Origin of the sequence: Burkholderia sp. R-40 (assembly GCF_049942845.1) — a bacterium.
Lineage (GTDB): Bacteria > Pseudomonadota > Gammaproteobacteria > Burkholderiales > Burkholderiaceae > Burkholderia > Burkholderia ambifaria.
In genome coordinates, this window is record NZ_CP187968.1 from 170,369 (window position 1) to 195,379 (window position 25,011).

At 67.9% G+C, this 25,011-nt stretch carries 17 protein-coding genes and 3 pseudogenes; 14 read left to right on the forward strand and 6 right to left on the reverse strand.

The window, feature by feature from the left end:
- Positions 1-171 precede the first annotated feature (171 nt).
- On the reverse strand, positions 172-1,068 hold the full coding sequence (locus ACP26O_RS17070) for a glutamate/aspartate ABC transporter substrate-binding protein (RefSeq protein WP_105831185.1): 897 nt from the start codon (positions 1,066-1,068) through the stop codon (positions 172-174).
- 413 nt (positions 1,069-1,481) lie between these two features.
- On the opposite strand from ACP26O_RS17070, the gene ACP26O_RS17075 reads away from it, so the two are divergent.
- The 3 genes from ACP26O_RS17075 to ACP26O_RS17085 all read left to right on the forward strand — a co-directional run bounded on the left by ACP26O_RS17075 (position 1,482) and on the right by ACP26O_RS17085 (position 7,470).
- Positions 1,482-3,149, forward strand: a complete 1,668-nt coding sequence (locus tag ACP26O_RS17075) for a S8 family peptidase (RefSeq protein ID WP_175663694.1) — start codon at positions 1,482-1,484, stop codon at positions 3,147-3,149.
- Positions 3,150-3,877: 728 nt separating this feature from the next.
- Positions 3,878-6,658: a magnesium-translocating P-type ATPase gene (mgtA, locus tag ACP26O_RS17080; protein ID WP_175663693.1), complete on the forward strand. Its 2,781-nt coding sequence runs from the start codon at positions 3,878-3,880 to the stop codon at positions 6,656-6,658.
- Between the two features lie 68 nt (positions 6,659-6,726).
- Positions 6,727-7,470 (forward strand): transporter, encoded by a 744-nt coding sequence (locus ACP26O_RS17085; protein ID WP_175663692.1) that lies wholly within the window; start codon positions 6,727-6,729, stop codon positions 7,468-7,470.
- Positions 7,471-7,542: 72 nt separating this feature from the next.
- Here the strand turns inward: ACP26O_RS17085 and ACP26O_RS17090 are convergent, their stop codons facing one another.
- Together ACP26O_RS17090 and ACP26O_RS17095 are read right to left on the reverse strand one after the other, a co-directional pair.
- A complete protein-coding gene (locus ACP26O_RS17090) occupies positions 7,543-7,827 on the reverse strand; it encodes a transcriptional regulator (protein WP_175701204.1) in 285 nt (94 codons plus the stop codon).
- 72 nt (positions 7,828-7,899) lie between these two features.
- Complete coding sequence (locus ACP26O_RS17095) at positions 7,900-8,775, reverse strand: LysR family transcriptional regulator (protein ID WP_012366223.1); 876 nt, start codon at positions 8,773-8,775, stop codon at positions 7,900-7,902.
- Positions 8,776-8,868: 93 nt separating this feature from the next.
- Here ACP26O_RS17095 and ACP26O_RS17100 point away from each other — a divergent pair, with 93 nt between their 5' ends.
- From ACP26O_RS17100 to ACP26O_RS17125, 6 genes are all read left to right on the forward strand, one after another.
- Positions 8,869-9,114, forward strand: coding sequence for a hypothetical protein (locus tag ACP26O_RS17100; RefSeq protein WP_175663690.1), 246 nt, complete (start codon positions 8,869-8,871; stop codon positions 9,112-9,114).
- A 205-nt stretch (positions 9,115-9,319) separates the two neighbouring features.
- Positions 9,320-10,399: a serine hydrolase gene (locus ACP26O_RS17105; protein ID WP_175663689.1), complete on the forward strand. Its 1,080-nt coding sequence runs from the start codon at positions 9,320-9,322 to the stop codon at positions 10,397-10,399.
- A gap of 46 nt (positions 10,400-10,445) precedes the next feature.
- Entirely contained in the window at positions 10,446-10,688 is a 243-nt protein-coding gene (locus ACP26O_RS17110) for a DUF7661 family protein (protein WP_175663688.1), read from the forward strand.
- A gap of 164 nt (positions 10,689-10,852) precedes the next feature.
- Positions 10,853-11,308 (forward strand): MarR family winged helix-turn-helix transcriptional regulator, encoded by a 456-nt coding sequence (locus tag ACP26O_RS17115; RefSeq protein WP_175663687.1) that lies wholly within the window; start codon positions 10,853-10,855, stop codon positions 11,306-11,308.
- 70 nt (positions 11,309-11,378) lie between these two features.
- Positions 11,379-11,942, forward strand: a complete 564-nt coding sequence (locus ACP26O_RS17120) for an isochorismatase family protein (protein WP_175663686.1) — start codon at positions 11,379-11,381, stop codon at positions 11,940-11,942.
- Positions 11,939-13,396 carry a DHA2 family efflux MFS transporter permease subunit gene (locus tag ACP26O_RS17125; RefSeq protein WP_175663685.1) on the forward strand — a complete coding sequence of 486 codons (1,458 nt, stop codon included), beginning with the start codon at positions 11,939-11,941 and terminating at the stop codon, positions 13,394-13,396. The genes ACP26O_RS17120 and ACP26O_RS17125 overlap by 4 nt, the downstream gene beginning before the upstream one ends.
- Positions 13,397-13,486: 90 nt before the next feature.
- Here the strand turns inward: ACP26O_RS17125 and ACP26O_RS17130 are convergent.
- Positions 13,487-13,670 (reverse strand): annotated as a pseudogene (locus ACP26O_RS17130) (SulP family inorganic anion transporter); the annotation flags it as partial.
- Positions 13,671-13,740: 70 nt separating this feature from the next.
- On the opposite strand from ACP26O_RS17130, the gene ACP26O_RS17135 reads away from it, so the two are divergent.
- Positions 13,741-14,982, forward strand: a complete 1,242-nt coding sequence (locus ACP26O_RS17135) for a mechanosensitive ion channel family protein (protein WP_175659088.1) — start codon at positions 13,741-13,743, stop codon at positions 14,980-14,982.
- A gap of 72 nt (positions 14,983-15,054) precedes the next feature.
- On the opposite strand, the pseudogene ACP26O_RS17140 reads toward ACP26O_RS17135, so the two are convergent.
- Positions 15,055-16,481, reverse strand: a pseudogene (locus ACP26O_RS17140) (PLP-dependent aminotransferase family protein).
- 153 nt (positions 16,482-16,634) lie between these two features.
- Here ACP26O_RS17140 and ACP26O_RS17145 point away from each other — a divergent pair.
- The gene (locus ACP26O_RS17145; RefSeq protein WP_175663683.1) at positions 16,635-18,959 is read left to right on the forward strand and encodes an FdhF/YdeP family oxidoreductase; all 2,325 of its coding nucleotides are present in this window, start codon (positions 16,635-16,637) and stop codon (positions 18,957-18,959) included.
- A 12-nt stretch (positions 18,960-18,971) separates the two neighbouring features.
- Positions 18,972-19,892 carry a bestrophin family protein gene (locus ACP26O_RS17150; protein ID WP_175663682.1) on the forward strand — a complete coding sequence of 307 codons (921 nt, stop codon included), beginning with the start codon at positions 18,972-18,974 and terminating at the stop codon, positions 19,890-19,892.
- Positions 19,893-19,931: 39 nt separating this feature from the next.
- Here the strand turns inward: ACP26O_RS17150 and ACP26O_RS17155 are convergent, their stop codons facing one another.
- Entirely contained in the window at positions 19,932-21,962 is a 2,031-nt protein-coding gene (locus tag ACP26O_RS17155; RefSeq protein WP_175663818.1) for an FUSC family protein, read from the reverse strand.
- 149 nt (positions 21,963-22,111) lie between these two features.
- Between ACP26O_RS17155 and ACP26O_RS17160 the strand changes: the two genes are divergently transcribed.
- Positions 22,112-23,014: a LysR family transcriptional regulator gene (locus tag ACP26O_RS17160; RefSeq protein WP_006753494.1), complete on the forward strand. Its 903-nt coding sequence runs from the start codon at positions 22,112-22,114 to the stop codon at positions 23,012-23,014.
- Between the two features lie 485 nt (positions 23,015-23,499).
- Positions 23,500-24,983, forward strand: a pseudogene (locus ACP26O_RS17165) (DHA2 family efflux MFS transporter permease subunit).
- Positions 24,984-25,011: the final 28 nt, after the last annotated feature.

A 25,011-nucleotide genomic window follows, 5' to 3' on the forward strand; every position in this document is an offset into this window, starting at 1 on the left:
CGCGTGCGGTGAGGGATCAGAGGACGGGTTTCAGCATCCGGCGCGATGCGCACGGACCCCACTACGGCCGCAGGATGCGCGCCGCGACGCCGGCCCGCAGGCCGGACGGATTCGATCGTGGAGGCCGAGCACGCTACGTGTCGGCCCGCACGCTGACTCGACGCTTTCCGCTCAGTACTGCGCTTGATCCGTCGGATTCCTGAACAGCTGCTTCATCTCCGGCGACAGCGGATAGTTGAGGCTCACGCCCTTCGGCGGAATCGGCTGCATGAACCACTGGTCGTAGAGCTTCTCGGCCGCGCCGGAAGTCTGCAGCTTCGCGATCACGCCGTCGACCACGTGCTTGAACGCAGGATCGTCCTTGCGCATCATGCATGCGTAGTTTTCATGGACGAGCGGCGTGCCCGCTACCGTGTACGCGCCCGGGTTGCGGTCCTTCGCGATCTCGCCGTACAGCAGCGGCTCATCCATCACGAACGCGACCGCGCGCCCCGTCGTGACGTTCATGAACGCTTCGGCGTGGTCCTTCGCGCTGATGATCGTCATGTTCATCCCCTTCTCCTCGTTGAGCTTGCGCAGCAGGCGCTCGTCCGACGTGCCGGCCGTCGTCGCGACCGTCTTGCCGGCCAGGTCCGCGAAGTCCTTCACGCCCGAGTCCTTGCGCGTGCTGAAGCGGATCCCGTACAGGAAGATGCTGTTGGAGAACGCGGCCTGCTTCTGCCGCTCCAGCGTGTTGGTCGTCGACCCGCACTCGAAGTCGATCGTGCCGTTCTGCAGCAGCGGAATCCGGTTCTGCGACGTGATCGGGATTTCCTTCACCGTCAGGTTCGGCGCCTTCAGCTCCGCCTTGAGCGCGTCGATGATGCGCGCCGCGATGTCGCGCGAGTAGCCGATGTTCTTCTGCTGGTTGTCCGAATACGAGAACGGCACCGACGATTCGCGGATACCCAGCGACACGATGCCCGTGTCCTTGATCTTCTTCAGCGTGCCGGTGAGCGCCTGCGCGTGCGCGGTGCCTGCCAGTGCGCAGGTCAGCGCGACGGCCAGCCAACGGAAGCGGCGATCCATGCTTTTCTCCTGACGAAACGTTTGATCGAATCGCGATCGTACGCCCGACAAAATTCGCGTCGCATCAGGGAAAGCGTAAGGAGCCGGCGCCCGCGGCAGCTGCATTTGCCGTGGCGCGCAAACGCGCGTCGCTCCGCCCTCGCGCCCGATCGGCGGCATGCGGTCGCGTCCTGCCTGCCGGCTTATGGCCATCCGACCCGCAATATTGCTGCAACGCACCATCGCAATCGTTTGCGGTTATCTCATTTTTTCTCCTACAACGACTCAAGAAGCGCCCGCAGTAGCCGTTACCCAATCCATGGCGCGTCGCAGCAACCTCGCGGCAGACGTCAGACAAAAACGACATTGTCCGGTGTTCCTCCGGACCAGGTACGACCGCCGGCACGACGGTTATCTACGAGGATCGCTTCACCATGAGAGCCACACGTTTCAATATCGCGCTGGCCCGCTCCGCTCACGCGCGCATGCTTGCCGGCATGCTCTCCGCCGCGGCCCTGCTTCCCCTCGCCGGCTGCGGCGGCGGTGGCGGCGACGGCAGCAAACCGTCTTCGTCCAATGAAGCGCCGGCCCCCGCGCCGTCGCCCGCTCCGACGCCGACTCCCGCCCCTCCGACGACCCCGCCCGCCCCCAGCGGCGGCAACGCGTGCACGACGCAGCAGGCCACCGCGCAGATGGCCGCCCAGACCACCGCACCGGCCGAGCCGCCGGTCGATCACCTGATCGTGAAGCTGAAGACGCTGACGGCGACGCGCGCGATGGCGGCCCTAGACACCGGCACGCGGCTCGACGCGGTGATCCAGCGCTCGATCACGCGCTGGTCGGCGCCGACGGCGACGAGCGCCGCCCGTGCGTATGCCGCCGTGACGGCGTCGCAGGCATCGCTGAACGTGCAGGTCGAGCGGACGCTGTCGGATGGCGCGGCCGTGCTGTCGATCGGCCAGCGTATCGCGTCCGGCGACGCCGCGGCGCTCGCGCAGGCATTCGCGGCCGACGGCGACGTCGACTACGCGGAACCCGATCATCCGATGCGAATCCGCGACACGCCGAGCGACCCCTCATACAGCCAGCAGTGGTATCTGTCCGATGCGAGCGTCGGCATCAACACGCCGCCCGCCTGGACGCGCACCAAGGGTTCACCGACGGTCGTCACGGCCGTGCTCGATACCGGCTACCGCCCGCACCCCGACCTCGTCGGCAACCTGCTGCCCGGCTACAACTTCATCTCGAACATCAACACGAGCAACAACGGCCAGACGCGCGGCACCGATGCCACCGATCCGGGCGACTGGGTCACGCAACAGGAACTCGACGATGTCAACGGCCCGTACTATCACTGCGCAAGCGAACCGAGCACCAGCAGCTGGCACGGCACACGCGTGATGGGCGTGATCGGCGCGAACGCCAACAACGGTATCGGCGTCGCCGGCGTGTCGTGGCTCGGCCGGATCCTGCCGGTGCGCGTGCTCGGCAAGTGCGGCGGCAAGACGAGCGACATCGCCGACGCGATGCGCTGGGCGGCCGGCATTCCGGTCGTCGGCGTGGCGACCAACCCGAATCCCGCGAAGGTCATCAACCTGAGCCTGGGTGGTGTCGGCGCATGCAGCGCGACGTTCCAGCAGGCAATCGACGACGTGAACGCGAAGGGTGTGACCGTCGTCGTCGCCGCCGGCAACGACGGCCTGTCGACCGCGTTCGACCAGCCCGCGAACTGCCGCGGCGTGATCAGCGTCGGCGCGACCGACGCGACCGGCCGCCGCGCATCGTTCAGCAACTTCGGTTCCGACGTCGCGCTGAGCGCACCGGGCGTCAGCATCCTGTCGACGGCCAACGGCGGCACGACGACGCCGGGCGCGGACACGTACGGCACCGCGAGCGGCACGAGTCTCGCGACGCCGCAGGTATCGGGCATCGTCGGGCTGATGTTGTCGATGAACGGCAACCTCACGCCCGCGCAGATCCAGCAGAAGCTGCAAGGCGGCGCGCGTGCGGCGATGCTGCCGGCCAGCACGTCGTGCACCGCGCTGCCGGCGGGCGCCGGCATCGCCGATGCAGGCGCCGCCGTCATGGCTGCCATCCAGTAAGCCGCACGCTGCGTCGACGCGACCGCGCGCATGCATTGCCATGCGCGCGTTTTTTTCATGCGCGCAGCCGATCTCGTCGCGTTAAGTCGCGCTAACGTTCTGCAAGAATTGCCGGAAAATAAAGGGCGGAAAAAAGGTTGACGCTTCGCATGACGAGCCATTACCATCGCCCCGTCTGATTACATGGAGTGTTCTGTGAACACCGATGCGAGTTGTAGTTGGTCCTCGACCAACTTGACTGCTGCCTGAGGAAACCGCGCAGAGCCTCGTCTTCTGCCGCATCCCGGGAAGCAGGATGCGGCGTCCTTCCGGCCTGATTACCGGCCAGAATCCCCCGCCAAATTTTTTCGATCGCCGAATGCCCGCGCTGCGTAACCGTACGCTGCCGCGCGTGTGTTCGTGCTGCGCGCCGCGCGAGCTGCGCGCGTGTTCCGTTCGCGTGCCATCGCGCCGCGCGCCTTCGTGCGTGCGCGGCTGCCGATCGCCCGTGCCCGCTACCCGCAACCGACAGGAGTGCAGATGAACTCGGACGACAGTAGTCGATTATCGCTCGCCGGTGCGCCGCTGCGCATCGATCCTCCGACCGCAACACTGCGCGCGCCGGCGAGCGTTCCCCCCTTCACCGATCCACACCCGATCGCGCCTGACGCGACGCGGCGGGGAGCGCTCGTGCGTCGATAACGTCACGGTCGCTCCCCGCCCGCCGCCTCGTGCGCAAGGAGCGACTCATGACACAACGCAAAACCACGCAAAAGAAACAGCGCGGCTTCATCAATGCCGGCCCCGGTCAGCAGAACGAACCGCGCATCATGCGCGCCGCGCAGGAAGCGGCCCGCCCGCTCGAAGAAACCTTCAAGTCGCTGCGCACCAGCACGCGCGGCCTGACCTACGACCAGGCCGCCGATCGTCTTCAGCACCACGGTCCGAACGAAATCGCGCACGACAAGCCGCCGCACTGGACCCGCCAGCTGCTGCACGCGTTCCACAATCCGTTCGTCTATGTGCTGCTGGTGCTGGCCGCGATCAGCTTCTGCACCGACGTCTACTTCGCGGCGCCCGGCGAGCGCGACTACGTCGGCATGACGATCCTGCTGACGATGGTCACGATCAGCGCGCTGCTGCGCTTCGTGCAGGAATTCCGTTCGCTGCGTGCGGCCGAAAAGCTCAAGGCGATGGTGCGCACGACGGCGACCGTGCAGCGCGCGGTGACCGACACGTCCGAGCCGGCGCGCCGCGAGGTGCCGATGCGCGAGGTGGTGGTCGGCGACATCGTGCACCTGTCGGCCGGCGACATGATTCCCGCCGACGTACGCCTGCTCGCATCGCGCGACCTGTTCATCAGCCAGGCCGTGCTGACCGGCGAAGCGCTGCCGGTCGAGAAGTACGACACGCTCGGCGCGGTCGCCGGCAAGTCGGCGCACACGGGCATGGCGGGCATGGCCGGCACGCCGGGCGCGGCGAACGACGCGTCGACGTCGCTGCTCGATCTCGAAAATGTGTGCTTCATGGGCACCAACGTGGTAAGCGGCACCGCGACGGCCGTCGTCGTCGCGACCGGCGAGGACACCTACTTCGGTTCGCTCGCGCGCAACGTCGTGAGCCACAAGCGGATCGAGACGAGCTTCGATCGCGGCGTCGCGAGCGTGAGCTGGCTGCTGATCAAGTTCATGTTCGTGATGGTGCCGATCGTGTTCATGATCAACGGCCTGACCAAGGGCGACTGGCTGAGCGCGCTCACGTTCGCGCTCGCGGTGGCCGTCGGCCTCACGCCCGAGATGCTGCCGATGATCGTCAGCGCGAACCTCGCGCGCGGCGCGATCGCGATGGCGCGCCGCAAGGTCGTCGTGAAGCGGCTGAACTCCGTGCAGAACTTCGGCGCGATGGACGTGCTGTGCACCGACAAGACCGGCACGCTCACGCAGGACAAGATCATCCTCGAACACCATCTCGACCTGTCCGGCCACAAGAACGAGGACATCCTGCGGCTCGGCTGGCTGAACAGCTTCCATCAGAGCGGCCAGAAGAACCTGATCGACATCGCCGTGGTCGCGCGCGCCGACGAGATCGGCGAGCGCGTGAAGCCGCAAGGCTACAAGAAGATCGACGAGCTGCCGTTCGATTTCGTGCGCCGCCGCCTCTCGGTCGTCGTCGAGGACACGCACGGCACGCACCAGCTGATCTGCAAGGGCGCGGTCGAGGAAATGCTTGCGGTGTCGACCCATGTGCAGGACGAGGACGGCGTGCGCCCGCTCGACTTCGTCGCGCGCAAGCGGCTGCTCGAACAGGCGAACGCGTACAACGAGGACGGCTTCCGCGTGCTGGTGCTCGCGACGCGCACGATCCCGCGCGGCGACGAACGCGAACAGTACCGCACCGCCGACGAGCGCGACCTCGTCGTGCGCGGCTTCCTGACCTTCCTCGATCCGCCGAAGGAATCGGCCGCGCCGGCGCTCGCCGCGCTGCGCGAGAACGGTGTGTCGGTGAAGGTGCTGACGGGCGACAACCCGACCGTCACGATGAAGGTCTGCCGCCAGGTCGGCCTCCAGCCGGGCAAGCCGGTGCTCGGCGCCGAAATCGAGGCGCTCGACGACGCGACGCTCGCGCAGGTCGTCGAACGCACGACGGTGTTCGCGAAGCTCACGCCGCTGCAGAAGGCACGCATCGTGAAGGCTCTGCAGGCGAACGGCCACACGGTCGGCTTCCTCGGCGACGGCATCAACGACGCGCCCGCGCTGCGCGACGCCGACGTCGGCATTTCGGTCGACAGCGGCGCCGACATCGCGAAGGAAACCGCCGACATCATCCTGCTCGAAAAGAGCCTGATGGTGCTCGAGGAAGGCGTGATCAAGGGCCGCGAGACGTTCGGCAACATCCTGAAGTACCTGAACATGACGGCCAGCTCGAACTTCGGCAACGTGTTCTCGGTGCTCGTCGCCAGCGCGTTCCTGCCGTGGGAGCCGATGCTCGCGACGCAGCTGCTGGTGCTGAACCTGATCTACGACACGTCGCAGATGCTGCTGCCGTGGGACCGGATGGATCCGGAATTCCTGAAGAAGCCGCGCAAGTGGGAAGCCGGCAACATCGGCCGCTTCATGCTGTGGGTGGGGCCGACGTCGTCGGTGTTCGACATCACGACGTACATCCTGATGTGGACCGTGTTCGGCGCGGGTGCGATGTATCACCTGCACGGCGGCACGGGCGGCCAGGTCGTGATGAACTCGGGCTGGTTCATAGAGAGCCTCGTGTCGCAGACGCTCGTCGTGCATCTGCTGCGCACGCAGAAGATCCCGTTCCTGCAGAGCACGGCCGCACTGCCGGTGCTGCTGTCGACGTTCACCGCGATCGCCATCGGCTGCTGGCTGCCGTTCTCGCCGTTCGCGGATTCGCTCGGCTTCATGCACCTGCCGGGCACCTACTGGCTGTGGCTCGCGGCGACGATGGTCGGCTACATCCTGCTCGCGCAGATCGTCAAGACGATCTATGTGCGTCGCTACAAGCAGTGGTTCTGATTTCCTCCGGACGACGGCGTGCCGGCCCGCGCGGGGCCGGCCGCCGCCGACGCACCAAGGGTAACGTGATGAAAAGAATGCTCCCGCTCGCGGCCGCGAGCGCCCTGCTCGCGCCACTCGACGCCTTTGCCGCCCACCCGCTCGTCAGCGACGACCCGGGCACCCAAGGCAACGCGAACTGGCAGTTCGAGCTCAATGCCGAGGAAACCTCGAAACAGGACGAAAACGGCCACCACCAGATGTGGAACGCGACGCTCACGCGCGGCTTCGGCGAACGCGTCGATGTCTACGTCAACGCGCCCTACACGCATCTGCAAACGCGCACCGACGAGAATGGCGCCGGGTTCGGCGATGTCGAGATCGGCATGAAGTGGCGGTTTGTCGAACGCGGGCCGCTGTCGCTCGCGCTGAAGCCGATGGCGACGATGCCAACAGGTAACGACCGGCGCGGGCTCGGCACCGGCCGCGTCGGAACCGGCGCGACGCTGCTCGCGCAAATCGACGTGTCGCGGTTCTCGTTTCTCGCGAACGCCGGAATGACGTACCAGCCGAATCGCCAGGGCGACCTGACCGCGATCTGGGCCTTCTCGGGCGCGGCGATCTACAAGGCGACCGACACGCTGCAGATCGTGGCGGACATCGGCACGTCGCGCAACGCGGAAAGCGGCGCCGGCGCGAATCCGGCGTTCGTGATCGCCGGTGCGATCTATTCGCCGAAGCCCTGGCTCGATCTCGACATCGGCTACCGGCACGGACTGAACGACCAGACCTACCGTCACTCCGTGATGGGCGGGCTGACGGTGCGGTGGTGATACCGCGGTGATGCGGCCGATGCCGCATGTCGAACCGTCATGCGACGGACCGCCTTCGGGCGGTCCGTTTTTTCATTCGGCGTCGTTCGCGCCGAACAGCTGCGCGCACACGGCGCGCCCCTCTTCGGTCAATGCGGCGCTGCCGGTGCCGTCGTCGCTCAGCGTCGTCGCGCTCAGCCCGGCGGCGTCGAGTTGCGTCAGCACGCGACGCAGCGTGCTCATCGGCAATTGCGTGCGCTTCGCGATCTTCGGCAGCGACCAGGTCTTGCCGGACGGATCGGTCGCGGCTTCGTGCAGCGTCGCGAGCGTCGCGACGAGTGCGGGGTCGAGCGGAGCGTCGTCGGATGCTGAAGTCATCGGTTCGGATTCGTGAGCCGGCGCCGGGCCGGAATGCAGGAAGGATGCCATCGCGAGCACTATACGCCGCCGTCACGCGCCCTTGATCGCCGCGCGCATGAACGACACGAAACGCGTGGTCACCGGATCGTCGCGCTCGGACAGCCACGCGAGTCCGACGCGCCATTTCGCGTCCCTGCCGTCGAGCGGCAGGACGGTCGCATCGCGCAGCAGGTACTGCGCGCCCGACGGAATGAACGCGACGCCCACCCCGGCCGCGACCGACGTGAGCACCGATTGCACGTCCTCCGCCTGCTGCGTGACCTGCGGCACGAAGCGCCGCTCGACGCACCACCGGTCGATCTGCGCGGCGAGCCCCGGGCCGCGCGCGCGCTGCAGCGCGATGAAGCCGATCTCGTTAAGCACGTCGAGATCGGCCGGCACGCGCTTGAAGCCGAGATGCGGCGGCACCGCGAGCGCGAGCGCCTCGTCGATCACCTTGAACGATGACAGCCCTTCATCGGACGGCAGACGCAGGAAGCCGGCGTCGAGCTTGCCGGCGCGCAGCCGGCGTGTTTGCTCGGACGACGACAGGTCGCTCAGCGTGACCGCGATACCCGGATTGCGGCGACGGAATTCCGCGACGAGTTTCGGCACGAGCGTCAGCACCGACAGGCAGATGCCGAGCCGCAGATGCCCGCGTTGTCCGCTGGTCGCCTCCCGCGCACGCGCGAGGATCTCGTCGGCATCGCGCACGAGCGCCTGCGCATCGGGCAGGAAGCGTTCGCCGAACGGCGTCAGTTCCGCGCCGTGCCGGCCGCGCTCGAACAGCTTGCCGCCGAGGCTCGCCTCGAGCGCGCCGATCTGCTTGCTCAGCGCCGGCTGGCTCATGTGCAGTGCGTCGGCCGCGCGGCTGAAATGGCTGAGCTCGGTGACCGTCAGGAAGGTGCGCAGCAGTTTCAATTCCATTCTTTAAAGGAATCGTATCGATCGAAACATTCATTTTACTGATCGAACGGCGTGACGTTCAATACGGACATGCCCTCTTCTGGAATTCACTTTATGTCCGTTGATCATGCGGCCGAATGCCCGACCGATATCTCGTGCGACACGGTGGCCGCCGACGCAAGCCGTGTCGAGCCCGATGCGCCGGCGCCCGAGCGTCGTGCCGAACGTGCTGCACATGTGGACGGACGCAGCCGCCGCTTTCGCTTCGGCGATGCGCTGGACGACGCGCCGCCGCGCGCCATCACGGGTTCGATCGCGATCAGCTTCGCGGTCGTGTCGCGGCGGAACTGGCCGCGCTGAGCGCTGAGCCTGCTCGTCGCGCGCATTGCGCTGGACGCGCATCTTCGATCACCCGCAAAAAAAACAGCAGGAATCCGCCCGCATCACGCATCATTGCGTGCACATCGATCGTCATCGCCGCGCGATCGACCTTATAATTTCCCGCACCCGCTCACCGCCCATGCATTTCGCGCCGCCGCAACGCGCGTGAAAAGGAGACTTTCGCTTGACCGGCCTCATCGCGCGCCTGCCTCGCGCCCGGACCTTCCTGATCCTCGCCCTCTCGTTCCTGACACTCGCGTTCGCAACGAACGCGTCCGCGCAGCGCGCGCAGCCGCATCGCACCGCGGCGCCGCATGCGCATACGAAAGTCGTCAAGAAAGCCCCCGCCCACCGCAAGCACAAGGCCGTCAAGCACCGCCGTCCGCGCGTCAAGCATCACTCGGTCAAGCGTCACGCCGCGCCCGCGCCGCAGCACCGGCGCGCGAAACGCACGAACGCGGTTCGCCCGCGCCCCCCCGCGAAGCCGCGCCTGCTCGCGAGCTGCGGCTACAGCCCGCGCGCGGTGCGCTCGCTGCACTCACGCGCGGCCTACGTGCTCGACGTCGATTCCGGCACGCCGCTGCTGGCCCGCAACGCACGCACCGTGCGGCCGATCGCGTCGATCTCGAAGCTGATGACCGCCGTGGTCGCGCGTGACGCGGACCGGCCGCTGAACGGCGTGCTGCGCGTCACGTCACGCGACCGCGACACGATCAAGTTCACCGGTTCGCGGCTGCCGATCGGCGCCGAACTGTCGCGCCGCCAGATGTTCCATATCGCGCTGATGTCGTCGGAAAATCGTGCGGCCGCCGCGCTGAGCCGCGACTATCCGGGCGGCCGTACCGCGTTCGTGAAGGCGATGAACCGCGAGGCCCGCCGGCTCGGGATGCGTCAAACGCACTTCCGCGAACCGACCGGGTTGTCGCCGCACAACGTGTCCACCGCCGAGGATCTCGCGCGGCTCGTCGGCGCGGCCGCGCAAGATCCGCTGATACGCTACTTCTCGACGGACACGTCGACCACCGTGCAGGCCGGCGACGGCGAGCTGCTGTACGTGAACTCCGATCCGCTCGTCCGCAGCGGCAGCCTGCCTATCCGGCTGCAGAAAACCGGCTTCATCAACGAATCGGGGCACGGCGTCGTGATGCGCATGCGCGTGAAGGGCCGCCGCGAAACGATCGTGCTGCTCGGCGCACCGACGCGCGCCGGCGTGTCGAGCGATGCGGTGAAGATCCATCGCTGGCTGAACTGCTCGATCCAGTAAGCACGGTGCGCGCGGCCGGCGCGCTCATTCACGAAGGAGCGGCGCCATGCAGGACGAATACCGTTTCAACGCATTCGGGCGCCTGCTCAGCGTCGTGCGCTCGAACGGCCACTGGGCCGTGTTCGATCTCGGCGCCGAAGGCAAGCGGCGGCCGGCCAATCTGCAGATTCCGTCCGCGCTCACCGCGGACGAACTCGCGCAATATCTCGGCGACCTGCTGCACGAGAATGCGTCGCCGAAGTACCACGACGTCGTGCCGGTTCCGGTTCCGTCGCCCCGCCGGGCGTAGCGCCAGGCTGCGCTGCTCGCCCCCGCTCACCCGCTCGTTCAGCGGACCGGCCGCTGCCGCACCGACGCTCGCCGTTCCCCCCACCCGATCGCGCCAACGCACCGCACATCCCGGCCTCATACTCAATTCGACAGCTAAACTTGCAAGTTTAGCTGTCGTGTTCTATGCTCCGCCACATGACACCACCCCGCACACCCGGCGTTTCCGCCGACACCGTCGCCAGCGACCTGACCCTCGCGGTCGGCCAGCTGATCCGCCGGCTGCGCTCCGAGATCGACTCCGAAGGGCTCGGCATGTCGCAGACGAGCGCGCTCGCGCGGCTCGAACGACAGGGCCCTATGACGACCGCCGACCTCGCCCGCGCCGAGGCGATGAAGCCGCAGTCGATGAAGGCGATCCTCGCGAGCCTCGAGGAAGACGGGCTCGTCGAACGCCAGCCGCACCCGACCGACGGCCGCCAGATCCTGTTCCTGCTGACCGCGGCCGGCCGGGAAGGACGACGCAAGCGCGACACCGCGAAGCACAAGTGGCTCGGCGCCGCGATCGAGAAACTCGACCCTGAAGAGATCCGCACGCTCGCCGCCGCGATTCCGCTGATCCGGCGCATCGGCGAGCAATGACCGCCGCCCGCGTGCGGCGCGGCATCCGCGCGCACGCGTTCCTTTGCCCAATTCACGGAGCATCAGCACCATGAGCACAACCCGTCTCGACACGAACACGGCGCTCGTCGTCATTGACCTGCAAAAAGGCATCGTCGCGCTGCCCACGTCCCACCCCGTCGCCCCGGTGATCGATCGCACGCGCGAACTGCTCGACGCATTCCGCGAGCGCGGGCTGCCGGTCGTACTCGTCAACGTCGCCGGCGGCGCGCCGGGCCGCACGCAGCAGCAGGCACGTCTGGATGCCCTTCCTGCCGACTGGACCGACCTCGTACCCGAACTGAACCGCCAGCCGGGCGACCACGTCGTGACGAAGAAGACCTGGGGTGCGTTCACCGCGACCGATCTCGACGCGTACCTGAAAGCAGCTGGCGTCACGCAGATCGTGCTGACCGGCGTCGCGACCAGCATCGGCGTCGAATCGACGGCACGCCAGGCGCACGAACTCGGCTACAACGTGACGCTGGCGGTCGACGCGATGACGGACCTCAACGCGGACGCGCACACGAACAGCGTCGAACGGGTGTTCCCGCGTCTCGGTGAGACCGGTTCGACGCAAGAGATCCTCGCGCTGCTCGACCGGCGCGGCGCATGAACGACACGCGCACTCGGCCGGCGCCGGGCCATCCGGCCGGCCGGCTCGATCCGGCGATCTGGAAAGTCAGCGCGGTCGCGACGCTCGGCGGGCTGCTGTCGCAACTCGACGCGACGATCGTCAACGTATCGCTGTCGAGCCTCGCGACCGACCTGCACGCGAGCCTGTCGACGATCCAGTGGGTGACGAGCGGCTACCTGCTCGCGCTCACGCTGGTGTTGCCGCTGAACGGCTGGCTCGTCGACCGCATCGGTGCGAAGGCGCTGTACCTGTGGTGTTTCTCCGCGTTCACGCTGACGTCGGCGCTGTGCGGGCTCGCGTGGTCGGCGCCGTCGCTGATCGCGTTCCGTGTGCTGCAAGGCATCAGCGGCGGGTTGCTCGCGCCGATGGCGCAGATGATGATCGCGCGCGTGGCCGGCCAACAGATGGCGCGCGTGATCGGTTATGCGGCGGTGCCCGTGCTGATCGCACCGATCCTCGGCCCGGTCGTCGCCGGCGCGATCCTGCAGCACGCGTCGTGGCGCTGGCTCTTTCTCGTGAACCTGCCGGTCGGCGCGCTGGCGCTTGCGCTGGCCGTGTGGTTCCTGCCCGGCGATCGCGACGAAACGCAGCGACGCGAACTCGACTGGGTCGGCCTCGCGCTGCTGTCGCCCGCGCTCGTGCTGTTCCTGTATGGCGCGGAGCGGATCGACGCCGTGCCGGGTATCGCGGCAATCGCTGTTTCTGTGCTGCTGCTCGCGGCGTTCCTGCGCGTCGAGCGACGCAAAGGCGCGCGTGCGCTGATCGACGTCGCGCTGTTTCGCGCGCGCGTGTTCGGCGCGGCCGCCGCCACGCAATTTCTGTCGAACGGCGCGATCTACGCAGGCCAAATGTTGATTCCGGTATTCCTGATCCAGGCGTGCGGCCGCTCGCCCGGCGAGATGGGCTGGCTGCTGGCTCCGCTCGGGCTCGGCATGCTCGTCACGTATCCGTTGATGGGCGCGCTGACGAGCCGGTTCGGCGTGCGCCGGCTGGCCGCCGCCGGCGCGATGCTCGCGCTCGTCGCGACGCTGCCGATCGTGTATCTCGCGCTGGCCGGCTACGATCCCTACGTGCTGGTGCCCGCGCTGTTCGTGCGCGGAATGGGCCAGAGCGCGATCGGCATCCCGTCGATGTCTGCCGCGTATGCATCGGTCGAACGGCGCAACCTGCCGATGGCGACGACGTCGCTCAATATCGTCCAGCGCCTCGGCGGCCCGACGTTCACGACGCTCTGCACGCTGTTTCTCGCGTGGCGGTTGCAGGCCGAATCGGTGTCGACGGGCGGCACGCATGGGGTCGCCTACGCGTGGGCGTTCGGCTTGCTTTGCGCGCTGCATGCGGCGAGCTTCGTGACGACGCTGCGGCTGCCGCGATGGTCGAGTGGCGCGGGCGCACGGGCGACGGGGGCGCGCGAGTCGGTTCGCACTGAATGACGGGGCGTGCCGTTACACGGCATGTGGCACTTGCTGTGCCAGCGTCATGCCTGCCGCTTCCAGCGTCTGATGCAGTGTCGGGAAGATGGACGACGCGCCGAAGCACGCGCACGCGATCAGCGGCAGGAACACGGTATAGAGAGAGGCCCGTCACGACCGGCATGCCGGCGATGCACGCATAACCGAGCACCTGCGGGATATCCATCGACGCGAGCACGTCATGCATTCGCCACGTCCGCCCGGAACCCGATGGCACAATCACGGTCCCTTTCATATGCCCTTCACCGGGCGCGCGCCGCATGGCGGCGCAGATTCAACGCACGAGAAGGACCCTGCCTGCCCTTATGACCCTAAACGAATCCTGGTTTGCGCCGCTCGTCGGCCTCCTCATTCTGCTCGCCGCCGCCGGCGCGATCACGGCCGCCGTCCATTTCCTGTTGTTCCGCGTGGTCGCGCGCCTCGCGCGGCTGTCGGCCACGCGCATCGACGACGCGCTGTTCGAGTTCGGCGCATTCAAGTGGCTGAACCGCATCGTGCCGTTCGTCGTGATCAAGCTCGGGCTCGCGGCAGTGCCCGGGATCCCGGCCGCGGCCGCGCAGGCCGCCGACAAGGTGCTGTTCGCGCTGATCGTGTTGGTGGTGTCGATGACGATCAGCGCGACGCTGTCCGCGCTCGAACACACGCATCGCATGAGCCATCGCGACCAGCCGCGCCTGTCGCTCAAAGGCGCGATGCAGCTCGTCAAGCTCGTGATGTACATCACGGCCGCGCTCGTCGTGATCGGCGACGCGACCGGCAAGCAGATCGGCTTGCTGCTGTCGGGCATCGGCGCGATGTCGGCAGTGCTGATGCTGATCTTCAAGGACACGCTGCTCGGCCTCGTGGCCGGCGTGCAGCTGTCGTCGAACGACATGCTGCGGATCGGCGACTGGATCACGATGCCGTCGGCCGGCGCGGACGGCACCGTCATCGACATCACGCTGAACACGGTGAAGGTCGCGAACTTCGATCACACGATCATCACGGTGCCGACATGGAAGCTGATCACCGAGAGCTACCAGAACTGGCGCGGGATGACCGAAGCCGGCGGGCGCCGCATCAAGCGCGCGCTGTTCATCGATGCGACGAGCGTCCGCTTTCTCGACAACGACGAGATCGCACGGCTCGAACGCCTGACGCTGCTGAAGGACTACCTGGAAGACAAGGTCGACGCGATCGCGCAATGGAACGGCACGCTCGGCACGGCGGGCGAATGCCCGGCGAACCGCCGCCAGCTGACGAATCTCGGCACGTTCCGCGCGTACGTCGCGAACTACCTGAAGGGCCATCCGCGAATCCGCCGCGACATGACGTGCATGGCGCGCCAGCTGCCGCTGACGGCCGAAGGCATTCCGCTCGAACTGTACTGCTTCACCGACACGACGAGCTGGGTCGACTACGAGACGATCCAGGCCGACCTGTTCGATCACCTGATCGCGGTGCTGCCGGAATTCGGGCTGCGCGTGTACCAGCACCCGTCGGGCTTCGACATGCGCCGGATGGCCGGCGCGGCGCAAGGCGAACTGCAGGCGCCGCACGCGCTGTAATGCTTGACGCGACGGTCCGCAACGGGCCGCCGCGCGCCACCGCGCAGCGCAGCGCGGCGCCCCGTGCGCCGCTCACCGCCCCGCGCACTCGGACGCGAGCCGCCCCACCACCTTCAGCGCGTCCTCGATCTGCCGCGACCACGGATAGCTGTAGTTGAGCCGGATGAAATGCCGGTAATCGGCGCTCGCCGAGAACATGTGGCCGGGCCCGATCGTGATGCCCTGCGCGAGCGCGAGCGCATACAGCTTCATCGCGTCGACCCGCGGCGGCAACTCGACCCACAGCACGTATCCGCCCGCCGGGCTCGAAATGCGCGTGCCTTCCGGGAAGAAACGCCGCACCATCGCGCTCATCAGGCTCGCCTGCTGCGCATACTGCTTGCGCATCCGCCGCAGGTGGAAATCGTAGCCGTCGTGCTTCAGGTATTCGGCGATCGCGAGCTGCTCGATCGCGGGCGTCGCGAGCGTGTTCAGGAATTTCAGCTTCTCGACCTGATCGCGATAGCGGCCCGGCATCGCCCAGCCGATCCGGTAGCGCGGCGACAGGCTCTTCGTGAACGACGCGCAATGCAGCACGAGCCCGTCGCGATCGTACGACTTCAGCGCGCTCGGCGTCGTGTCGCCGAAATGCAGCTCGTGGTAGACGTCGTTCTCGATCGCCGGCACGCCGTGCTTCGCGAGCAGCTCGACGAGCACGCGCTTGCGCGCATCGGGCATCTGAAAGCCGAGCGGATTCTGAAAATTCGGCATGACCATGCACGCGGCGATGCGCTCGCGCTCGAGGATCTGTTCGAGCGCCTCGATGTCGATTCCGTATTCCGGATGCGTCGCCACCTCGAGCGCGCGCATGCCCATCCGCTCGATCGCGTGGAGCATCGCGTAGAACGTCGGCGACTCGACGGCGATCGTGTCGCCCGGCCGCGCGACGGCCTGCAGACACAGGTTGATCGCCTCGGTCGCGCCGATCGTCACGATGATCTCGTTCGGATCGACCGACATCCCGTTTTCCAGATAGCGTCGCGCGATCTGGCGGATCAGGCGCGGATGGCCGGGCGGCAGGCCGTCGGTCACGCCCCAGCGACTTGCCGCGCCGCCCGCTCGCCTACGCATAGCGGTTCAAGACGCTTCACGAACGGAAACAGCCTCGGGTCGGGATACGGCGAGCCGAGCGGCACCGCATCGTCACGCGCGATCGAGCGCAGCGTCGACAGCACGAGCCGGCTGACGTCCACCGCCGACGGCTCGGCCGCCGGCGCCGACGTGTTCAGCTCGGCCGCGGGCGGCTCGGTGACCCGCGCCCGCACGAAATAACCCGACTGCGGCCGGCTCTCGATCAGCCCGCGGCTCTCCAGCACGAGATACGCGCGCAGCACGGTCGTCACGCTGAGTTGCTGCTGCCGGCTCGCCTGCCGCACCGACGGAATCCGCTCGCCCGGCCGGTATACGCCGCGCTCGATCTGCGTCTGCAGCTCGTCGGCCAGTTGTTCGTAACGCTTCACGCGCCTCCCTTTCAACTTCCCTTCAAAAACACAGTTACGGCCCGCACTCCCTGAATGGCCGAAACTGTACTCTTTTTTGAAGATAAGAGGTGTACACACAGCAGCCCCGGCGCCGCGCGTACTCTCGCTGCATCAACCCTGAGCACCCGCATCATGAAAAAGAAATCCGCCGCCCCGCGCATCGAACCGTACCACCACCCGGCCGCCGGCTGGGGCGCGCTGAAAGCCGTCGCGATCAACCTGATCAAGGAAAAGGTCACCGGCGGCAACTACCGCACGCTGCTGCGCCAGAACCAGCCGGACGGCTTCGACTGCCCGGGCTGCGCGTGGCCCGACCGCCAGCATGCGTCGACGTTCGAATTCTGCGAAAACGGCGTGAAGGCCGTGGCCGCCGAAGCGACGAGCAAGCGCGTGACGCCCGAATTCTTCGCCGCGCACACGGTCACCGAACTGCTCGAACAGACGGATTTCGAACTCGAACAGCACGGCCGCCTGACCGACCCGATGGTGTACGACGCCCGCACCGACCGCTACGTGCCGATCGCGTGGGACGACGCGTTCGAGCTGATCGCGCGCCACCTGCGTGCGCTGCCGGATCCGAACCAGGCCGCGTTCTACACGTCGGGCCGCGCGAGCAACGAGGCGGCGTTCCTGTATCAGCTGCTGGTGCGGCGGTACGGCACGAACAACTTCCCCGACTGCTCGAACATGTGCCACGAGGCGACGAGCCGCGGGCTGCCCGATTCGGTCGGCGTCGGCAAGGGCACCGTCACGCTCGACGATTTCGAGCACGCGGACATGCTGCTGATCTTCGGCCAGAACCCGGCGACCAACCATCCGCGGATGATGGGCGAGCTGCGCGAATGCGCGAAGCGCGGCGCGACGATCGTGTCGATCAACCCGCTGAAGGAACGCGGGCTCGAGCGCTTCGCCGATCCGCAAAGCCCGCTCGAGATGCTGACGATGTCCGGCACCGCGATCGCGTCGACGTTCATCCAGCCGACGATCGGCGGCGATTTCGCTTTGATCAAGGGGATGGCCAAGCGCGTGCTCGAACTCGACGACGCCGCGCGCGCCGCCGGTGCGCCGCGCGTGCTCGACACCGCGTTCATCGACGAACACACGGCCGGCTTCGACGCGTTCGCCGACGATCTGCGCAACGAAAGCTGGCCGGCGCTGACGGCCGAAAGCGGTGTGTCGTACGACCAGATCGACGCGCTCGCGCAGCGCTATGCACGCAGCGAGCGCGTGATCGCGACATGGGGCATGGGCATCACGCAGCACAAGCATTCGGTCGCGACCGTGCAGATGCTGACGAACCTGATGCTGATGCGCGGCAACATCGGCCGCCCCGGCGCCGGCCTGTGTCCGGTCCGCGGCCACTCGAACGTACAGGGCAATCGCACGGTCGGCATCGAGGAAAAGCCGTCGCAGGCGTTCCTGGACCGGCTCGGCCACGTGTTCGACTTCGAGCCGCCGCGCCATCACGGCTACGACGTCGTCGAGACGATCGAAGGCATGCTCGAAGGCCGCGTGAAGGTGCTGATCGGCCTCGGCGGCAACTTCGCGATGGCGACGCCCGACACGCCGCGCACGTGGGAAGGCCTGCGCCGCTGCGCGCTCTCCGTGCACATCACGACGAAGCTGAACCGCAGCCACCTGATCCACGGCCGCGACGCGCTGATCCTCCCGACGCTCGGCCGCACCGAGATCGACCTGCAGGACAACGTGCCGCAAGGCGTGACGGTCGAGGATTCGATGAGCATGGTCCACGTGTCGTACGGGATGAACAAGCCGGCTTCCGCGAACCTGATGTCGGAGCCGGCGATCGTCGCGCACATGGGCCATGCGCTGTTCGGCAGCGGCACGATCGACTGGCTCGCGTACAAGGACGACTACGCGAAGATCCGCGATGCGATCGAGGCGACTCTCGACGACTTCTACGACTACAACGCGCGCATCGCGCGGCCCGGCGGGTTCCACCTGCGCGTCGCGTCGCGCGATCGCGAATGGCTGACGCCGACGGGCAAGGCGAACTTCATCGCGCACGCGCTGCCGACCGACACGCCGATCCAGCGCGCCCGCGCGCTGCACGGCGAGCGCCTGATGACGCTGATGACGACGCGTTCGCACGATCAGTACAACACGACCGTCTACGGGCTCGACGACCGCTATCGCGGCGTGTTCGGCCAGCGCCGCGTGGTGTTCGTCAACCGCGACGATCTGGCAATGCTCGGCCTGAAGGCCGGCGAATGGGTCGACATGGAAACCGTGTGGCACGACGGCATCGAGCGGCGCGCGAACGGCTTCCTGCTCGTCGAATACGACATCCCGCGCGGCTGCATCGGCGCGTACTACCCGGAAACGAACCCGCTGGTGCCGCTCGACAGCGTGGGCGACGTATGCAACACGCCGACGTCGAAGTCGGTGCCGGTCCTGCTGCATCGCGCGGCCGCGCCGGCGTCGGCTGCCGCCTGACGGAGCGCTGCGATGATCGTTCGGCCGCGCGAGCACTGGCTGCGGATGCTGCTCGTCTGGAACGGATCGGTGCTGCCGACCATCCTGCCGCAACTCGTGCTGACGCTCGCGATCAGCCTCGTCGCGGTGTGGGGTGGCGGCCGCGTGCTCGGCGAGAAGGTGCCGCTGAACCCGACGCCGTTCACGCTGATCGGCCTCACGCTCGCGATCTTCGCGGGGTTTCGCAACAACGCGAGCTACGAGCGCTACCGCGAAGGCCGGCAGCTGTGGGGCGGCGTGCTGACCGCCACGCGCACGCTGGTGTCGCAAGCACTCTGCTACGGCGCGATCGATGACGACGACGCCGCGCGGCACGCGTTCGTGCGCAAGGTCATCGCGTTCGTCCATGCGCTGAAGCATCAGCTGCGCGGCACCGATCCGGCGGCGGACCTGCGCGCGCTGCTCGATGACGGGACCCATGCGCGCATCGTCGCCGCCCGGTATGCGCCGATCGCGATCGTTCATGAACTGCGCGAGGCATTCGCCGCGCGCGCCGACGCCGGGCATCTCGCCGATACGCGTCTCTGGATGCTCGACGCGCGCCTCGACGATCTCGTGTCGATGGTGAGCGGCTGCGAGCGCATCGCATCGACGCCGATCCCGTTCTCGTACGACGTGCTGCTGCACCGGACCATCTACGCATACTGCGTGCTGCTGCCGTTCGGTCTGGTCGACTCGATCGGCGCGGCGACGCCGTTCGTCACCGTGTTCGTCGCCTATACGCTGATCGCGCTCGACGCGATCGCCCATGCGATCGCCGAGCCGTTCGGCGACGGGCCGAACCAGCTCGCGCTCGATGCGATGACGCGGATGATCGAGCGCACGCTGCTCGAACTGAACCGCGAGCCGCTGCCGGCGGAAGTGACGCCCGGCCCGGCGTATCGACTCACCTGACGGGCCGCGCACCTTCGACGCCCCGTCGCCGCGGCTCGTTCAGTCGCGACGGCCGCGCAGGAAGTGGCCGTGCCCGGCCACCGCATCCGCGATCCGCCTCAGCAACACGACGCCGCGCAGCAGCGCGCGTGCCCCGTCGCTGTCGAGATCGGCCACGCGCCGCCGCAGCAACCGCGCAGCCATATCGCAACTGCGCTCGAGCCGGGCGAAATCCGCGAGCGCGGCGCGGCCGCGCACCACGGCCACCGCGCGACGCGCGGCCGGCTCCCGGGCCGCCAGTTCCGCGAGCGCCAGCAGGCTGTCGCCGATGCCCCAGATCGCCAGCAAATCGCGCATGTCGCGCTCGATCAGCGTTTGCGGCAGGCTGCCCGCGAACCCGAGTTCGCGCCCGAGCCGGTCGGCCGTGCGACTGAGCCACGCGCTTGCCGACCAGCCGCGCGGGTTGCGCGCGATAGCCGCCAGGTCGCGGCGCACCGCGCGATGCAGCCGCCGCCGGCTCGTGCCCGGATCGCCCGGAAACACGAGCGCGAACACCAGCACGCCGAACGCGATGCCGAGCAGCGTCGACAGTGCGCTGTTCAGGAACGCCGCATCGCCGATGCGCGCGGTGTTGTCGGGCGACGTGAAATTCCAGAAGAAGATCGCGAACGCGCTGCCGAGCGCGGCGGTGCGCGGATGGCGCATCGCGAGGCCGGTGCCGATCATGAACACGCCGATGATGTACGCGAGCGTCTCGAAGCCCGACACCGCCGGCAGCAGGATGAAATTGCAGACGACCCCCGCCACCGCCGCGCACGCCGTGCCCTTGAGGAACCCGATCGCGGCCCGGGCCGAATTCGGCCGGGTGGAGAACAGCGCGCCGACCACGGCCGTGATCGCAACGAAACCGGCGCCCGACGGCCATGCGGTGACGATCCAGATCGCCGACGCGACCAGCACCGCGATGAACGCACGAATGCCGTTGTGACACGCGAGCACCGCATCGCGATGAAACGCATAGCGGACCCGCGACGGCGGCGGAGCCGGCAGGTCGACCCGCGCCTTGTTGGCAAACGCGTCGTCGAATCCGGCAAGCAGCGTGCTCAGCCGGTCGAGCGTGAGCAGGCGCGAGTCATCCGAGCCGGTCGGCTCGGCGGCCTCGGCGTGCAACGCGTCGTCCACCCGCGCACGCAGCACCGCCATCTCGGGTCCCGCTTCGCCCGATGCCGCGACGCCGTCGAGCACCCGCGCCGCCTCGGCGACCAGCGGGTCCGGCGCGTCGCCGCTGCGCGCCGCATGCGCTTCGATCGCCTGCGCGGCCGCATGCGCGGACAGCACGCCGAGCGCCGCCGCGCGCAGATGGCCGATCGCGTTGCGCACCGGCGGCGCGCCGGCGGCCGCATACTCGGCCGCGGTGTCGAGATCGAGCGCCTCCGCGAACAGCCGGTGAACCGCCGCGGCGTTCGGCTCGCGACGCAGCGCGGCCGCGCCGACCGCCACCGCGCGTCCGAGATAGCGCGCGAGCCGCGTGCGGACGTCGCGCAGCGGCGAACCCGGCGCGAACACCGTTTCGAACGCGGCGGCGCACAGGATGCCCACCATCACGTAAAGGAACCGCGCGGTCGCGATATCGAACGCGTGCAGCGGCGCGGACGCCGCATCCATTGAGACGATCGCGGCCGTATAGCCGGCGAGCACCGCCGCGTATGCACGGAAATTCCGCAGGAACGTCGCAACGCCCGCGCACAGGCCGATCCAGGCGGCGAGCGCGGTCAGGAACAGCTCGGGCGTCTGCGCGAATGCGCCGGTCAGCGCGAGCGCGACGGCCGCGCCGATCGCGGTGCCGAGGATCCGGTACTGGCTCTTCGACAGCCCCATTCCGCGTGTGCCCTGCGCGACGATCCACACGGTCGACGCGGCCCATTTCGGGTCGTCGAGGTTCATCCGGAAAGCGATGTAGAGCGCGAGCAGCGAGGCGGCCGTGTTGCGCAACGCGAACCCGAGCGCGCCGGGCGGCAAGGTGGGCCATGCGTCGCGCAGCGCGGTGCGCACGACCGCGAACGGCGGCAGGCTGGGAAAAGCGAATTTCATGCGGCGAGCATACGATCGCGCCACGGCCGCCACTACCGGCCCTACGGGATGCGTTATTGCAGCGGGCGGGATAATCGGGATGACCGACACGCAGCCATTCCACTGGCGACGGTAAGATGCGCGCAGGCCAAGCACTGAAAACAACCTGTATGGACTTCGAGAGCATCCGGATATTCTTGCGCGTGGTGGAACGCGGCAGCTTCACGGCCGCGTCCGTGCAACTCGACATGCCGCTCAGCCGCGTGAGCCGCAAGGTCAAGCAACTCGAGGACGATCTCGGCGTGCAACTGCTGTACCGGACCACGCGCCGCGTGTCCGTCACCGAAGGCGGGCGCGACTATTACGAGCGCTGCCTGCGCGCGGAGGAAATCCTGCTCGACGCGGACCGCCAGGCCCGCGCGCTGCGCACCGATCCCGAAGGCACGCTGCGCGTGCTGGTGCCCTACTCGATCGGCCTGTTCGAACTGGAGCCGGCGCTCGCGGAGTTTCACCGGCGCTACCCGCGCGTGCAGCTCGTGCTGATCTACGACAACAGCCCGCTCGACCTCGTCGAGCACGGCTTCGACGTCGCGCTGCGCGCGGGCATGCTGACCGATTCCGGCTACGTCGCGCGCTCGCTCGGCTGGTCGCACGCGAAGCTCGCCGCGAGCCCCGCGTACCTCGAGCGCGTCGGGCGCCCGCAGACACCGCATGAACTCGCGCAGCACGACATCCTGTACGTGGGGCGCGACGCGCCCGGCCTGACGCTGCGGCTCACCAACGCGGCCGGCGACGTGGCCGACGTGCCGATCCGCCCCGTGCTGATCTCGAACGAATCGATCACCGTGCTGCGCCAGGCCGCGAGCGGCGGCGGCATCGCGCTGATCTCCACGCACTACATCGCGCGGCGGCTCGAGAAGAACGAACTCGAGATCGTCCTGCCCGACTGGCACCGTACCGACGACGTCGAACTGCACGCGCTCTATCCGCGCCGCGCGACGCTCGACAGCAAGGTGCGGATCTTCGTCGAGTTCCTGACAGAAGTCTTCACCGGTTGGCGGAACGCGCCGTAACCGGCATCGCACGACCGGCAATCGGCGCGTACCGTCCGGATTATTGCGGCACACGAAAGGAATTAATGAGTAGGCGAGCGTTGATCGCCGCTCGTCGCATCGTTAGCCTGTTGCGATGCAAAACCACGCCGCACACACCACACGCTACGGCAGCCATGGGCCGGCTGCGCGCCGACGCGTCACGCGCGTCGCGCCTTCCTGACCGGTACTAGCCCGCCTGCCGGAGCCCGTCACGGCTTCGCGCCTCCGATTCAACGCCTGAACCGCACGCTGCAACGCGTCGCCGCCGCCTGGCGGGCGGCGCGCGGGCAGCGTGTGTCCGTCCGCTTCGTGGTGCTCCCGCGCAGGCGTCGCGCGCGTACGCGTGTGCGACGCGCAGCGCGGACCACCCTTCATCACGCAGGAAGCCCATGTCCGCTTCATCCCCTCCAGGCCCGCTGACGGGCGCCCGCCTCGCGATCGGCACGATCGCGGTTTCGCTCGCGATGTTCATGAACGTGCTCGACTCGTCGATCGCGAACGTCGCGATCCCGACGATCTCGGGCGACCTCGGCGTGTCGGTCGACGAAGGCACGTGGGTGATCACGATCTTCGCGGCCGCCAACGCCGTGTCGATTCCGCTGACGGGTTGGCTCACGCATCGCTTCGGACAGGTTCGCCTGTTCGTCGCGTCGATCCTCCTGTTCGTCATCTCGTCGTGGATGTGCGGGCTGGCGCCGAACCTGCCGTTCCTGCTCGCCTCGCGCGTCCTCCAGGGCGCGGTCGCGGGGCCGCTGATTCCGCTGTCGCAATCGCTGCTGCTCGTCGATGGCCGCGGCAGAAATCGGCGACGGCGCTTGCGCTGTGGTCGATGACCGCGCTCGTCGGCCCGATCGCGGGGCCGTCGCTCGGCGGCTGGATCACCTACGACTACAACTGGTCGTGGATCTTCTACATCAACATTCCGGTCGGCTTCTTCGCGGCGGCGGTCACGTGGTTCGTGTTCCGCGATCGCGAATCGCCGGTGCGCCGCCTGCCGATCGACACGGTCGGCCTCCTGCTGCTCGTGCTGTGGGTCGCGTCGCTGCAGATCATGCTCGACAAGGGCAAGGATCTCGACTGGTTCAATTCGCCCGTCATCGTCGCGCTCGGCATCGTCGCACTGGTCGGCTTCGCGTTCTTTCTGGTGTGGGAGCTGACCGAAGCCAATCCGATCGTCGACCTGCGGCTCTTCACGCAGCGCAATTTCGCGGGCGGCACGATCGCGATCTCGGTCGCGTACGGAATGTTCTTCGGCACGCTGGTGCTGCTGCCGCAGTGGATGCAGGGCTATCTCGGCTATCGCGCGATCGACTCCGGGCTCGCCACCGCGCCGCTCGGGATCTTCGCGATCCTGCTGACGCCGGTGATGGGACGCATCCTGCCGCGCACCGATCCGCGCTACCTCGCGACGCTCGCCTTCGTCGGCTTCGCGGTCGTGTTCATGATGCGCACGACGTTCTATTCCGACGTGTCGCACTGGGATCTCGTGCTGCCGACGCTGCTGCAGGGCATTCCGATGGCGATGTTCTTCGTGCCGCTCACGGCGATCATCCTGTCGGGGCTGCCGCCGGAGAAGATTCCCGCGGCCGCCGGCCTGTCGAATTTCGGCCGCACGTTCTGCGGCGCGGTCGGCACGTCGTTGATCAGCAATGCGTGGAACGACCGGACGATCCTGCATCACGTGCGGCTCACCGAACAGGCGAGCCCGGGCAACCCGATCTTCGCGCAGCAGCTCGACGGCGCGCGTTCGCTGCTGCACCTGAGCCCCGATTCGGCGCTCGCGTTCTTCAATACGTCGGTCGACTCGCAGGCGGCCGTGATGGGGCTGAACGACATCTTCTACGTGTCGGCGATCATCTTCATCGCGATCATTCCGCTGATCTGGATCACCAGGCCGTCGCGCTCGGGCGGTGACGACGCGGGCGCGGCGGCGGCGGGCGCGCATTGATCGCGCGCCGTTATCGTTGGCTCGATCG

Bases quoted from the DNA above. Each gene is read 5' to 3' on its own strand.
- ACP26O_RS17070 (WP_105831185.1), bottom strand. From the start codon at position 1,068: ATGGATCGCCGCTTCCGTTGGCTGGCCGTCGCGCTGACCTGCGCACTG.
- ACP26O_RS17075 (WP_175663694.1), top strand. From the start codon at position 1,482: ATGAGAGCCACACGTTTCAATATCGCGCTGGCCCGCTCCGCTCACGCG.
- mgtA (WP_175663693.1), top strand. From the start codon at position 3,878: ATGACACAACGCAAAACCACGCAAAAGAAACAGCGCGGCTTCATCAAT.
- ACP26O_RS17085 (WP_175663692.1), top strand. From the start codon at position 6,727: ATGAAAAGAATGCTCCCGCTCGCGGCCGCGAGCGCCCTGCTCGCGCCA.
- ACP26O_RS17090 (WP_175701204.1), bottom strand. From the start codon at position 7,827: ATGACTTCAGCATCCGACGACGCTCCGCTCGACCCCGCACTCGTCGCG.
- ACP26O_RS17095 (WP_012366223.1), bottom strand. From the start codon at position 8,775: ATGGAATTGAAACTGCTGCGCACCTTCCTGACGGTCACCGAGCTCAGC.
- ACP26O_RS17100 (WP_175663690.1), top strand. From the start codon at position 8,869: ATGTCCGTTGATCATGCGGCCGAATGCCCGACCGATATCTCGTGCGAC.
- ACP26O_RS17110 (WP_175663688.1), top strand. From the start codon at position 10,446: ATGCAGGACGAATACCGTTTCAACGCATTCGGGCGCCTGCTCAGCGTC.
- ACP26O_RS17115 (WP_175663687.1), top strand. From the start codon at position 10,853: ATGCTCCGCCACATGACACCACCCCGCACACCCGGCGTTTCCGCCGAC.
- ACP26O_RS17120 (WP_175663686.1), top strand. From the start codon at position 11,379: ATGAGCACAACCCGTCTCGACACGAACACGGCGCTCGTCGTCATTGAC.
- ACP26O_RS17125 (WP_175663685.1), top strand. From the start codon at position 11,939: ATGAACGACACGCGCACTCGGCCGGCGCCGGGCCATCCGGCCGGCCGG.
- ACP26O_RS17135 (WP_175659088.1), top strand. From the start codon at position 13,741: ATGACCCTAAACGAATCCTGGTTTGCGCCGCTCGTCGGCCTCCTCATT.
- ACP26O_RS17145 (WP_175663683.1), top strand. From the start codon at position 16,635: ATGAAAAAGAAATCCGCCGCCCCGCGCATCGAACCGTACCACCACCCG.
- ACP26O_RS17150 (WP_175663682.1), top strand. From the start codon at position 18,972: ATGATCGTTCGGCCGCGCGAGCACTGGCTGCGGATGCTGCTCGTCTGG.
- ACP26O_RS17155 (WP_175663818.1), bottom strand. From the start codon at position 21,962: ATGAAATTCGCTTTTCCCAGCCTGCCGCCGTTCGCGGTCGTGCGCACC.
- ACP26O_RS17160 (WP_006753494.1), top strand. From the start codon at position 22,112: ATGGACTTCGAGAGCATCCGGATATTCTTGCGCGTGGTGGAACGCGGC.